Consider the following 12649-nt stretch of genomic DNA (forward strand, 5'->3'; position numbering starts at 1 on the left):
GAGGGCAGCGAAAAAAGGAGCCAGCCCCGCCGGGACGCCTTCAGTCTGGTACTGATGCGAAAAAAGCTGAGGCTTTGCGCAGGATCTCGTTCGCGCGGCGCAGCTCGAGGTTCTCCCGGCGCAGCTTCTTGATCTCCTCGGCTTCAGCGGTGCTGAGCCCTGGGGCTTCACCGTGATCGACGCGATCTTGCTTCCACCAGTTCCGCAGGGTGTGTGGGGAGATCCCGCCGAGGGCTTCGCCGACGGCGGTGCAGGCGACCCAGGCGGAGCACTGCTCGGCGCGGACGCGTTCTTCGATGAGCTTCAGGGCTCTTGCCTTGAACTCGGGGGTGTACTTCTGGGGCATGATCCGATCCTCCTTGAGGAAGTAGGTCGGAACGAAACCCAGGGCGCTTCACTCCTCGGAGTAGTTCTTTCTGGCCATGGTTCATGATCTCGCTTCCCCAGCCAATGCTGGAATCAGCGTGTCCACGAACAAGGGTCAGGCCCCGTTCTCGCTCGTGTAGCAGCGCGCATACGCCCAGCCGTCGGCCATGGTGCGGTGGAATCGCTCGACCTTGCCGTTGGTCTGTGGGCGGTATGGCCGCGTTCGCTTCGGAGTGATCGATAGAGCCTCGCACGTGTCTCGCCACAGGTGAGAACGGTAAGCACCACCGTTATCGGACAAGATGCGCTCAATAGCGACCCCTCGGTCGGCGAACCACTCGACCGCTCGATGCAGGACTCCGACGGCGGTGACAGCGGATTCGTCGTTGTGAACCTCGGTGTAGGCGACGCGCGAGTGGTCATCGATGATGGTGTGCACGAACGCATACCCGAGCTTGGGGTTGCGCCACTTGTTCTTCGGCTTGCCGGGAGTGACGGCACGATTCCTCGATCCTTGACGTCGCCCGACGTATCGCCAGCCCCCACCGTCGGGGATGTTCCCGAGCTTCTTGACGTCCACGTGCACGAGCGAGCCAGGGTGGTCGTGTTCGTATCGGCGGATCGGCTCGCCGGTAACACGGTCGACGTAGGAAAGTCGATTCATGCGCGCGGTCGTAAGGATGCGGTGGACCGTGGCCGGGGCGATGCCGAGTCGGGCTGCGAGTTGAACAGGCCCTTCCCTCAGGCGCATTCGTAGGCTCACGCACCGTTTTGTCGTCTTCTTGCTCGTCTTGTTCGGCGAAGACTTCGGCCGTGACGACCGGTCCTGCATCGGCTCGCCAGCAAGGTAGCGGTCGACCCACCGCTTAACGGTCGGCCAGAACACCTGGAAGCGGGCAGCGACTTCGCTGATCGGCCATCCTTCCTCGATGACGAGGCGTGCGACTCGTAGACGATGACGTGGGGTCAGCGCGGCATTGCGATGACTCAAAGTGCCTCCTGAGATAGATCGGTGGCCGGCCGCGTTTGCGACCGGCCACCGGATGATGGAGTTGGAGTAGAGATCTCTACTCGGCGCCTTGCGCTGCATGGAAGGTGAGTGCTGGCTCGAGCCAGGACTCGAGCCCAGGTCCCTGGAGTGCGGCCTGCTCGACGCAGATCCAGCCGTCGCCCATGGGGCGGTCTGCGCCCATGAGCGCAGGGTGAGCACCAGGGCGGGCGAGTAGGTCTTCCGCGTCAGTGGGGTCGATGCGTAGCAGGAGTGTCCCTTCCCGACGAGCGGCGACGACCATCCGGTCCTCGACCATGAACGACACTCCCCCGAACATCGACACCTCACGAGGGTTGCGAGCTCTTAGCGCGTTACGAACTCGCTCGACCAGGTCCTTCTGTGCTGTCATCGTCCACCCTTCTCGATGTACTCGGGGCCGCTGTAGTGAAGGTTCAAGGACGCGATGCGTCCGCCGTCGAAGGTGAAGAACTCCGCGAAGGTCATGGGACCGCCGGGCATGGTCGCCGTGTAGAGCACGGCGGAGCCGTTAGCCTCGATCTTTCATGGTGCTGCTGAGCGGCGGTGTCCGGCGTCGTTGCCGGTGTGCGCGAGCTGATTGTGGCATGAGGGTGTGACGGGTCGCCGCGTGTCGATCGCGGTGGCCGGGCGTTCCGGTGCCAGGGTCCTTGGGGAGTGCAGTCAGCGACGGGGCCGGGAGCTATCCGGCCGGGGCGGGAAGCTGGGTGAGGCGGTCGTAGCCTGCCTGGATGATCCCGGCCCAGCGTGACCGGTCCGAGAGATGCAGGACCCGCTGCCGGGCATGGCGAGCGAAGGTTGCGGCGGTCTGGAACAGACGCAGTCGCTGGCGTTTGGGTTCCCACCGCCGTGCCGAGGAGTCGGGAAGCGCGAGCAGGCCCATCCAGGCAGTGATTTCGCTGGCCAGAGCGATGATCTGGCACCAGATCCGGTTCTGGGCGAAGGATTTCAGCGGCAGGTTCCGTAAGCCAGCGTCTTTCGCGGCCCGGATCCGGTCCTCGCATCGCGCCCGGCGGCGGTGACGGACCTCGAGGTCAGCCAGCTGCCCTCGGGTGGTGTTGGTCGCGAAGGCGGTCAGCCGGTAACCGTCGACGTCCTCGAACCGCAGCTGCGCCCCGGGGTGCGGTCGCTCGCGGCGGACGATGACCCGCATCTCCTCAGGCCAGTCCTTGAGGTCCAGCAGTCCGGTCAGCTCGGCCACGTCCGCCCCTTCTCGTGGGGTGCCGTCGGGGTTATAGGCCGGCTCCCAGACATGTTCGGGGATGATCCGATAGACCTCCGGGGTGTTGGCGGGCAACGTGAATCCCACCGAGTACGAGACCCGGCGTTTGACCAGCTCCTCGATGGTTTTCTTGGTGGAGCCGGCACCGTCGATCCGGATCAGCACCTTCTTCCCCGGCCTGGGCCCCAGCCCTACTTGGACCAGCGCCTGTCTGATCACGGTCTTGTGGTCAGCAGCCGTGTTGGAGCCCGCGTTCCCGGGCCGGAGCAGGCAGGTCAGCATCTCCCCACCACTGCCTTTGCCGTGGTCGGCGAAGGCCAGCAGGGGATGGAACCCGAATCCCTTCTTGAACGTCGCTCGTGCGTTCTCCTTCTCGCTATGAGCTGTCACGAGGGTGGCGTCGAGATCGATGACCAGCGGGTTCTTCGCGGTGACGTGATGGCTCGGGGCATGGCTGCCGGCCCGAGCCCACGCCGCCTCGCGGGCGCGGCGCCGGGCGGTGTTGATCGCGCGTTCGGCAGCATCGACATCGCTGGCCAGGAGCGCGAGCAGGCGAGAGATCGTGGGATCCGAGGCCACCTGACCGTAGACGTCCGGCTCGGCCCGCACCGCGGCGACGTCGGCCAGGCAGTCCCCGCCCACAGCCAGTGTCAGCGCGAGGTCGAGCAGGATCTTGCCTGGATCATGCTGCGCCAACGGGCGCCGCCACGGTCCCAGCGCTTGCGACAGGGCCCGGTCCAGGCCGGTGGCGCGGACCGTCTCGGTCAGCAGCACCCCACCCGCCTGCCCCACCGCCGCACTCGGTGCGACATCAACCTGCACCCGCGGATACAACCCGGTAGTGTTCACCCTGAAGGTGCTCCTTCGACTTGGAGAATTGGACCCTAAGCAAGCCCTATTCTTCCAGGTCAGGAGCACCTTTCCGCGTCTACGGCCACCCCTCGGACACCTCAACGATGAAAGCCCGAGGTTAGGGCCGTGCACGTCGTGGATGATCTCGATCTGCTTGACCGTCGCAATGAAACCGGCAACCCCGCCCAGGAAGCCATCGGTGGCGTCGGGGAGGTGTCCAGCGAGGGAGCCCGTGAAGTCGAGGTGGTCACCCAGCAGAGGCCGCAGGTCAGCCCCATCCTGGTAACTGTCGATGCCGGACTCGAGGATCCGGTAGTAGTCCTTGAGGGTCTGAGGTGAGGCAGAAGACAGGGTGGCGGGCATGGCTCTCCTTGGTGTGAGAATGGTGCTTGATACTTTCAAGCAGGCACTTGATAAAGTCAAGGGGGTTCAGGTGAAGTCCTACGGACAGCTCTGCTCGATCGCTCGCGCCCTGGATGTCGTCGGTGACCGGTGGACTCTCCTGATCGTGCGTGAGCTGCTGATCGGGGGCGCATTGCGCTTTGGCGAAGTCCAGCGCGGCCTGCCTGGCATCGCGACGAACCTGCTCACCCAGCGTCTGCGGGACCTCGAGACCAACGGTGTCGTCGCCCGCGAGCCCGCCCCAGGAACCCCGGGCACGCCAACGTATCGGCTTACCGAGCGTGGCCGGGCCCTGGACGGAGTGCTGCGCGAGCTTCTGAAGTGGGGTGCACCGACGGTTCCAGACGCGCCGAGTGATGCGATCTTCCAGATGCACTGGCTCAGCCAACCGGCACGCTTCCTCCTCGCGGATCACAGACCGGACGAGCCACCGATCGTGATCCGGTTCGGCACCTTCGACGACGGCTTCGACCTCACCGCCGCCGACGGGACCATCACGGTGGACCCTTGCCAGCGCGATGTCAGCCCCCTGGCGGGTGTTACAGGCCCCGGGCCGGTACTGGTTGCCCTCCTACAAGGCGCAATGCCTCTGCCCGCCGCTATCGCGCAGGGCGTGGATGTCACCGGCGATGCCGCGGCCCTGACGCGAGTTCTACCAGCGCCGCAAGCGTCGACTAACGTCCCCGGTCAGTACACCTAGGCCAGCGCAACGATCCGCGGGCCGGCGATCCGCGGATCAGCCGTCCGCCGGCCGCAGCCGATCCGTCGGGAGGGGCACCTCGATCGAGCCGGCCAGGTCGATGGTCTTGGCGACGTGCGCCGACGTGCTCCCCATCGCGCGGCCGACCACCACGCGGTCGCGCCCGATCTCGCGGATCCGCACCCGCGTCCAGGTCGGGGCGTCCGGGGCGGGTTCTCCCGCACGGGCAGGACCCTCCCCCACCGCTTCGGGGGCGTCCTCCCGCAGCAGCCAGTCCTCGGCGAGCATCCGCAGACCGATCTCGTCGAGCACGGCCTCGGCCTCGTCGAGCTCCATCGCGTCGCCGCGACGCCGACGCAGCAGGTCATAGGGGATGAAGCCGCCGTCGTCGGCGATCTCGAGGTAGCCGACGTGCTCGCCGTCCTCGGCACGGAGGTGGTCGAAGACGACGGCGCCCTCGGCCGGCACAGCGGACGCGTCGGGCACAGCCGAGCAACCGGGTGCGGTCGAGCAGCCGGGGGCGGCTGGGACAGCGGAGCGTTCAGGCTGATCGGGCTCGTCGGGCTGGTCGGTCATGCGTCGACGCTACGCCCTGCCGCGACGGGAGGGTCCCTGACGGCGAGGGGCCCCCGCATCACCGCGCCCTCTGCGGCAGGCCGCCCGGCACACGCGAGGCCTTCTGCACCCCGGCTTCCCGTCGCGCAGTCCTGCCCGATGAACGATGCACGAACGCGTCCGATGGCACTGGACAGCCCCCGCCGCCATCGGCTAGCGTCAGGGGCGCAGACCTCCCCCACACGTGTGGAACCGGGAGGTCTCGCTGTGTCCGGGTCAGAGAGCCTGCGGACGACGATACCGATCTCGCACCGCGAGGTGCTGCTCATACCACCGGTGGGCGAACTCGTGCCCGGGGGCCTGCGCGATCGCCGTGAAGACGCACCATGCGACGTGATCAGCCATCTGAACCAGCTGTGATGTCTTCGAATCGGTGTAGACCGGGTCCTCGATGATGCGGCGGGATGCCCGGGGGAGCCGCCGATGCGCATCCCGGTACGTCTTGTCAGTCCCATCGCCGTCCATGAAGACCAACGCCAGGGAATCGCTGTCGTGCAGCTCGCGCTCGAACCGCTCGAGCAGGGCCGCATAGAGCGCGGCTTTCGCTGCGGCGCCGCTCGCCCGTGCAGCCGTTCGATACACCGCTCCGACGCGCATGCCTTCGAGCGATGCCATCACCTCAAGCCCCTCACGCGCGATGGCGCGCCCGAGGTCCTTCTTGTGGAGCGTCGCGCCGCCGTCTCCCGTGAACTCCGGCAGGTGCCTCTCGGTGAGCCTGCCGCGGCCCTGGACATACTCGGTCATGTGCAGCTCCTTGGACACGGGGATGCCGTACTTCCTCCAGAGCTGCTTCCGGTGCTCGAGCCATCCGCCGAGAACGTCATGCCAACGGTCCGGCGCGAACTCGATCCACCCGTAGACAGCGAGGCCCGTTCGCGGGTCTCCCGAGTCGTCGACGTAGACGAGGCGATCGAGCGTGCGAGGCGGCATGGCATCAACCTAGCCACGAGCCCTGACGAGCAGGGATGCCCATCCACAGCCGCCCCGTCAGACCTCCACCACCTCCACGGGCGTCGTCAGCACGCGGTCCTCCCCCGCCTCGCGGACGTCGCCGGTGATCGTGAACGACGCCGTGAGCGGGGCGTCCTCGCTGGACAGGCCCACGCGCACCACGAACTCACCCGGCTCGACGATGCGCCGCAGGTCGCGCCCGGTGAAGGCGGTGCGGTCGGCGTGGAGGCGGAACGTCACCCGCTTCGACGCCCCGGCCGCGAGGTCCACGCGGGCGAAGCCGACCAGGCGCTTGAGCGGACGCACCACGGAGGCGACGGGATCGGACAGGTACAGCTGGACCAGCTGGGTCCCGTCGCGGTCCGAGGTGTTGGTGATCCTCGCGCTGATCTCGACCTCGCCGTCGGGCGCGACCTCCTGGGCGGAGAGTGCGAGATCGGCCAGCTCGAACGACGAGTACGACAGGCCGTGCCCGAAGGGGAACAGCGGGCGCGGGTCCAGGTTGGAGACGCCCTCGGACTCCCAGGCCAGGCGAGGCGACAGGTAGGTGCCGGGCTGCCCGCCCACGTGACCAGGGATGCCGATGGGCAGGTGGCCCGACGGGTTCACGCGCCCGGACAGGACGCCGGCGACGGCGGGACCGCCCTCCTCGCCGGGCATGAACGCCTGCACGATCGCGGCGCAGCGGTCCGCGAACGCCCCGAGCGCGTAGGGGCGCCCGGTGACGAGCACGAGGACGACGGGGGTGCCGGTCTCGAGCACGGCCTCGACGAGGTCGGCCTGCCTGCCGGGCAGGGAGAGGTCGACGACGTCGCAGCCCTCGCCGGAGGTGCCGGTGCCGAACAGGCCCGCGCGGTCGCCGACGACCACGATCGCGGTCTCGGCCGCGCGGGCGGCGGCGACCGCGGCCTCGATGCCGGAGACATCGGGGTCCAGGACGTCCACGCCGCGCTCGACGGCGATCCGCGCATCGGGCCACTCGGCGGCCAGGGACTCGGCGATCGTGGGGACCGGCACGGACAGGTCCCCGCCCTCGAGGCGGGCGAGCACGTGATTGGTGAAGGAATAGCAGCCCAGGTGGGAGCGCGCCTCGACGGCGTTGGGGCCGATGACCGCCACGGACGCCGGGGTGGCGAGCGGCAGCGTGCCGTCGTTCGCGAGCAGCACGATCGACGCCTCGGCGAGCTCCCGCGCGAGGCCGCGGTTGTCCTGCGGGTCGAGGTCGATCGCCTCGCCGTCGGCGGTCGGATCGAAGCCCTCGTCCAGCAGGCCGAGCTCGATCTTCTGGCGCAGCACGCGCTCGACGGCGACGTCGAGGTCGGCCTCGTCGAGCGCGCCCTCGCGCACCGCGTCGACCAGCGTCGTGAAGCAGTTGGTCTCCGGCAGCTCCACGTCCATCCCGGCGCGCAGCGACTGGATCGCCGCGTCCTTCGTGTCCGCGGCGACGCCGTGCATCGACTCCAGGAAGTTGACGGCCCAGTAGTCGGAGACGACGGTGCCGGTGAAGCCCCAGTCGCCGCGCAGGAGGTCGGTCAGCAGCCAGCGGTCGCTCGCCGGCGGGACGCCGTCGACGTCGGCGTAGGAGTTCATGACCGCTCCGACCTTCCCGAGCTTGATCGCCATCTCGAAGGGGATGAGGTCGATGTCGCGGAACTCGCGGGGGCCGATGGAGACGGGCGCGTGGTTGCGGCCCGCACGGGAGGCGGCATGGCCGGCGAAGTGCTTGAGGGTTGCGACGACGCGCGATTCCTGCAGGCCGGAGACATACTCCGTCGCGAGGACGCCGGTGAGGTAGGGATCCTCGCCCATCGTCTCCTCGATGCGGCCCCAGCGGTAGTCGCGCACGATGTCGAGGACGGGCGAGAGACCCAGGTGGGTGCCGACGGCCCGCATGTCGCGCCCGATGCGGCGAGCCATCTCGCGCACCAGCTCTGGGCTGAAGGAGGCGCCCCAGGCGATCGCGGCCGGATAGGTGGTGGCGCCGGCGGCCATGAAGCCGGTCAGGCACTCCTCGTGGGCGATCGCGGGGATGCCCAGGCGGGAGTGGGACAGCACGCCCTTCTGGAGGGTCCGCAGATGCTCGACGCCCTCGGCCGGGGTGAGGGTGCCGGAGCCGAAGGCGCGGGTGATGTGCCCGAGCCCGTGGGCGGCGAGGGCGTCGAAGGTGTCGCGCCCCTCGTCGAAGCTCGACTGCATCGGCGCGAAGCCCTCCTCGCCGTCGGTCTCCGGGCGCAGCCAGTAGCTGCCGAGCTGTCCGGCCTTCTCCTCGAGGGTGAGCTCGGCGAGCAGTGCCCTCGCGCGCTCGTCGGCGGGTCGGGCGGGGTCGGTCCAGGGGGTGCTCATGGCGCTCTTTCGACGAGGTAGCCGTCGCGGTCGTCTCTGACCGGCGGTTCCGAAACTTTCGCCGCATTTCGGCGGTGAGCGCACCGTAGACCGGGCGGCCGCGCGGGGTCAAGGAGGAGAAGCAGGACCCGGGCGACCCAGGCCGGGTCGACGCCCTGCATCAGGGCGGGAGCGCCCGCCGGCGGGAGCCCCCGGCGCCCCGGCGCGACGCACCGCGGCACCGCGCATCCGCACCGGTCGGCGGCAGAGCTCAGGCGTCGGCAGGGCGGACGGACGGGGCTCAGGCGTCGGCGGGGGCCGGCCCCGTCGACTCCCGCACCACCAGGTGGGTCTCGAGCTGGAACGGGTGGGCGAAGCTCCCCGGATCGGCGGCCAGGGCGATCGCGCGCTCGACGGCGACCTGCCCCATCGCCTCGAGCGGCTGATGCACGACGGTGAGCTTCGGGCTCGTCCACTGCGAGGCCAGCGTGTCGTCGAAGCCGACGATGCTGAGCTGCTCGGGCACGCGGATCCCCAGCTCGTGGGCGGCGCGCAGGGCGCCGAGCGCCAGGGTGTCCGAGGCGGCGAACAGCGCCGTCGGGCGATCCTCCCTCTCGAGCAGGCGCAGGGCCGCCTCGCGACCGGCCTCGAAGTCGAAGGCCCCGCCGTCGACGAGGTCCTCGTCGAGAGGGGCGCCGGCCTGCTGGAGCGCGCTGCGGCAGCCGTCTGCCCGCTCGCGCCCCGGGGCCGATGCCTCAGGGCCCACGAGCATGCCGATCCGCCGATGCCCGAGCTCCAGCAGGTGCTGGGCGGCCGAGCGCCCGCCAGCCCAGTTCGTGGCGGAGCAGCGGACGGGCCCGTCGCGGCCCACGAGCGTGGAGTCCGGGGCCGCGGGGTCGACGACGAGCAGGGGCATCGAGCAGGCGCGCGCGATGCGGACCTCGCGCTGCGTCAGCGGCACCGTCACGGCGATCACCGCGCGGTGACCGCGCTCGGAGGCCTCCCGGAACCAGCGTCGCGACAGCAGGCCCTGCTCGCCCACCGGCTGGTCCTCGAGGGAGCTCACCGCGAGGTCGACGCCCATGCGCCGCGCCGCGGCCACGGCGCCCTGGAGGATCTGCAGCGAGTACGGGCTCGAGAGCGTGTCGAAGACGATGAGCAGCGAGTTCCCGGCCGCGCCCGCGCGACGCCGATGGGCGTAGCCCAGGTCGCGGGCGGCGCGCCGCACCGCGTCACGGGTCTCCGAGCGCACGTCCGCGCGCTCGTTCATCACCTTCGAGGCGGTGGCGAGGGAGACGCCGGCCCGCTCGGCCACATCGCGCAGCGTGACGCCTGCACCCACGACGACCTCCTGATCCCGGCCCGCACGGGCCGCTCCCCGACAGTACCGGCGTCGACGGCGAAGGCCGCGCGACGATTCCCCCACACGACGCGATCGTCCACCGATCCGCGCTCCGCCCTTGACCCCTCAGACCGCTCAGTCTATCTTCGGAGCACGAACAAACGCATCGAAACTTTTCGGCGTTGTGCGGGCCGGCATCAAGGCCGACCCCCAGGAACAGGGAGTGCAGCAATGGCGCATGTGACCCGGCGCGGAGTTCTCGCAGGCATCGGCCTGTCGATCCCGGCCATGACGATGATGACGGCCTGCGGCGGCGGCAAGAAGCCCGGCGGCGCCGGCAGCTCGAGCGAGCTGTCCGCGTGGATCCTCACCGGTGCGAAGGAGAAGGTCTTCCAGGACTCCTTCGACCGCTGGAACGAGAAGAACCCGGACGACAAGTTCACGACCCAGTCCTTCGCCAACGACGCCTACAAGGAGAAGATCCGCACGGCCGTCGGCGCCGGCAACGCCCCCACCCTGATCCTCACCTGGGGCGGCGGCACCATGAAGGACTACGCCGCCAACGGCGATATCATCGACCTCACCGGCAAGGTCGACGGCATCGCCGGCCGCACGATCGAGTCGATCATGCAGGTCGCCGCCGTCGACGGGAAGCAGTACGGGGTCCCGAACAACGACACCCAGCCGGTGTTCCTGTACTACAACAAGGACCTCTTCGAGCAGAACAAGGTCACCCCGCCCACCACGTGGACCGAGCTCATGGCCGCTGTCGAGACCTTCAAGGGCGCGGGCATCATCCCGATCGCTCTCGCGGGATCGAGCGTCTGGCCCGAGCTCATGTGGATCGAGTACCTGGCCGACCGCATCGGCGGCGAGGGCGTGTTCCAGAAGATCGAGGCGAACGAGAAGGACGCCTGGTCCGACCCCGCGATCACGTCCTCGCTCGAGAAGATCGTCGAACTCGTGGACGCCGGCGCGTTCGGCGACGGCTTCGGCTCGGTCACCGCGGACTCCGGCGCGGACTGCGCCCTCGTCCACACCGGCAAGGCCGCGATGCTGCTCCAGGGCTCCTGGAACTACGGCACGTTCAAGCAGGACGCGCCCGACTTCGTCTCCGGCGGGAAGCTCGGCTACCTCACCTTCCCGACCGTCGACGGCGGCACCGGGGACCCCGCCAACATCGTGGGCAACCCGAACAACTACTGGTCCGTCTCCGCCAAGGCCGACGAGGCGGTGCAGACCAAGGCCATCGAGTACCTCAACGACTACAACCTGGACGACACGATGGTCGCCGACCTCGTCGCCGCCGGCGTCATCCCCTCGAACACGGGGGTGGAGGACGAGCTCGCGGCCTCGGACGACGCCGACTACCTGACCAGCGCGTACACGATGGTCCAGAACGCCCCGCACTTCCAGCTCTCCTGGGACCAGGCGCTCGAGTCCTCGCAGTCCCAGCAGCTGCTGGACTCGCTCTCGCAGGTGTTCCTGGGCCAGCTGGACCCGGCGGGCTTCGTGACGGCCATGAACGCCACCATCAAGTGATGATGAGCACCGCCGCCCACCGCGACGAGCAGCAGGCGCCCGCCGCTGCGGCGCCGGACCGACGCTCCGCGAGGAGCTCGGGGCGGCGCCGGGCGGCAGGCCCCAGCGACCTGCTGCTCCTGCCCGCCCTCGCCTTCTTCGGCGTCTTCGCCGTCGTCCCGCTGATCGGTGTGGTCGTCCTGTCCTTCACCGAGTGGGACGGCCTGGGGACGCCGTCCTTCGCCGGACTCGACGCCTGGACGGCGGTGCTCTCCGACCCCGTCACCTGGAACGCCATCAAGCTGACGTTCCTGCTGACGATCGTCACCTATCTGGTGCAGTTCCCGCTGAGCCTGTTGCTGGGCACGTTCATGGCAGGCCACCAGAAGTACCGCGAGCTGCTCTCGGTGCTCTACTTCCTGCCGCTGCTGTTCTCCGCCGCCGCGATCGGCATCGTCTTCAAGGCGCTGCTGGACCCGAACTTCGGCGTGGGCCGCGCCCTGCAGATCCCCTTCCTGCAGCAGAACTTCCTGGGCGATCCGAAGCTCGCGTTCTGGACGGTCGTCCTCGTCATCTCCTGGTCGTTCGTGCCGTTCCACTCCCTGCTGTACCAGGCGGGCGTGCGGCAGATCCCGGCGACGATGTACGAGGCGGCGACGCTCGACGGCGCGGGGCGGATCCGCCAGTTCTTCGCGATCACCCTGCCCCAGCTCAAGTACACGATCGTCACGAGCTCGACCCTGATGATCGTCGGCTCCCTGACGTACTTCGACCTCGTGTTCATCCTGACGGCGGGCGGCCCCGGCAATGCGACGCGGATCCTGCCGCTGGACATGTACCTCTCGGGCTTCCGGTCCAACCAGATGGGCCAGGCCAGCGTGATCGCCGTGATCCTCGTGGTCGTCGGCCTGACCGTGTCGCTCGCCCTGAACCGCCTGTCCGGTGCGGACAGCATGGAGAGCCAGATGGAGGGCGCCTGACATGCGCAAGCGCGAGACACCCAACGTCCTCGGCGGGATCCTGGGCTTCGCCTGGCTGATCGTAATCCTCGTGCCGATCTACTACGCGATCGTCACGAGCGTCCGGCCCCGCGAGGACTACTTCACGTCCAATCCGCTGTCGCTGCCCACCGAGTTCACGCTCCAGCCGTTCCGGGACGTGCTCGAGAACGACTTCCTGCGGTACTTCCTGAACTCGACGATCGTCACCCTCGTTGATGGCGCTCATCGGTTTTCCCCAGAGTTGCTCGGTGAACTTCCCCGGGTCGCGGGGCTAGGTTAGCGGAGGTTCGTGCCGGTGGTGGCGCGGCGGATCTCCTCGGCGGCGGTG

The 12649-nt window shown here is 68.9% G+C and carries 11 protein-coding genes and 1 pseudogene; 4 read left to right on the forward strand and 8 right to left on the reverse strand.

The genetic code is table 11. The annotated features are described in order from the left end of the window. Positions 1 to 40: 40 nt before the first annotated feature. The 4 genes and pseudogenes from FM110_RS00620 to FM110_RS00635 all read right to left on the reverse strand — a co-directional run bounded on the left by FM110_RS00620 (position 41) and on the right by FM110_RS00635 (position 3464). Positions 41 to 346: a transposase gene (locus FM110_RS00620; RefSeq protein ID WP_087101688.1), complete on the reverse strand. Its 306-nt coding sequence runs from the start codon at positions 344 to 346 to the stop codon at positions 41 to 43. A gap of 147 nt (positions 347 to 493) precedes the next feature. After that, positions 494 to 1357 (reverse strand): annotated as a pseudogene (locus tag FM110_RS00625) (IS481 family transposase); the annotation flags it as partial. 76 nt (positions 1358 to 1433) lie between these two features. After that, complete coding sequence (locus tag FM110_RS00630; protein WP_087101690.1) at positions 1434 to 1766, reverse strand: TfoX/Sxy family protein; 333 nt, start codon at positions 1764 to 1766, stop codon at positions 1434 to 1436. A gap of 309 nt (positions 1767 to 2075) precedes the next feature. Next, complete coding sequence (locus tag FM110_RS00635) at positions 2076 to 3464, reverse strand: IS1380 family transposase (RefSeq protein WP_087101698.1); 1389 nt, start codon at positions 3462 to 3464, stop codon at positions 2076 to 2078. A gap of 385 nt (positions 3465 to 3849) precedes the next feature. Here FM110_RS00635 and FM110_RS00640 point away from each other — a divergent pair, with 385 nt between their 5' ends. Further along, complete coding sequence (locus tag FM110_RS00640) at positions 3850 to 4569, forward strand: winged helix-turn-helix transcriptional regulator (RefSeq protein ID WP_087101699.1); 720 nt, start codon at positions 3850 to 3852, stop codon at positions 4567 to 4569. Positions 4570 to 4605: 36 nt separating this feature from the next. On the opposite strand, the gene FM110_RS00645 is transcribed toward FM110_RS00640, so the two are convergent. From FM110_RS00645 to FM110_RS00660, 4 genes are all read right to left on the reverse strand, one after another. Beyond that, complete coding sequence (locus FM110_RS00645) at positions 4606 to 5145, reverse strand: hypothetical protein (protein ID WP_234991807.1); 540 nt, start codon at positions 5143 to 5145, stop codon at positions 4606 to 4608. A 255-nt stretch (positions 5146 to 5400) separates the two neighbouring features. Next, positions 5401 to 6114, reverse strand: a complete 714-nt coding sequence (locus FM110_RS00650) for a DUF3800 domain-containing protein (RefSeq protein ID WP_087101694.1) — start codon at positions 6112 to 6114, stop codon at positions 5401 to 5403. A 57-nt stretch (positions 6115 to 6171) separates the two neighbouring features. After that, positions 6172 to 8478 carry a glycoside hydrolase family 3 N-terminal domain-containing protein gene (locus FM110_RS00655; RefSeq protein ID WP_087101695.1) on the reverse strand — a complete coding sequence of 769 codons (2307 nt, stop codon included), beginning with the start codon at positions 8476 to 8478 and terminating at the stop codon, positions 6172 to 6174. Between the two features lie 280 nt (positions 8479 to 8758). Next, positions 8759 to 9799: a LacI family DNA-binding transcriptional regulator gene (locus FM110_RS00660; protein WP_234991808.1), complete on the reverse strand. Its 1041-nt coding sequence runs from the start codon at positions 9797 to 9799 to the stop codon at positions 8759 to 8761. A 231-nt stretch (positions 9800 to 10030) separates the two neighbouring features. Here FM110_RS00660 and FM110_RS00665 point away from each other — a divergent pair, with 231 nt between their 5' ends. The 3 genes from FM110_RS00665 to FM110_RS00675 are packed head-to-tail and all read left to right on the forward strand — an operon-like array spanning position 10031 to position 12601. Continuing rightward, positions 10031 to 11341: an extracellular solute-binding protein gene (locus FM110_RS00665; RefSeq protein WP_087101697.1), complete on the forward strand. Its 1311-nt coding sequence runs from the start codon at positions 10031 to 10033 to the stop codon at positions 11339 to 11341. After that, positions 11341 to 12300 carry a carbohydrate ABC transporter permease gene (locus FM110_RS00670; protein ID WP_234991809.1) on the forward strand — a complete coding sequence of 320 codons (960 nt, stop codon included), beginning with the start codon at positions 11341 to 11343 and terminating at the stop codon, positions 12298 to 12300. Before FM110_RS00665 ends, FM110_RS00670 begins: the two co-directional genes overlap by 1 nt. A gap of 1 nt (position 12301) precedes the next feature. Further along, positions 12302 to 12601: an ABC transporter permease family protein gene (locus FM110_RS00675; protein WP_234991810.1), complete on the forward strand. Its 300-nt coding sequence runs from the start codon at positions 12302 to 12304 to the stop codon at positions 12599 to 12601. The last annotated feature ends 48 nt before the right edge of the window (positions 12602 to 12649 follow it).

It is taken from the genome of Brachybacterium nesterenkovii (genome assembly GCF_900163655.1).
Lineage (GTDB): Bacteria > Actinomycetota > Actinomycetes > Actinomycetales > Dermabacteraceae > Brachybacterium > Brachybacterium nesterenkovii.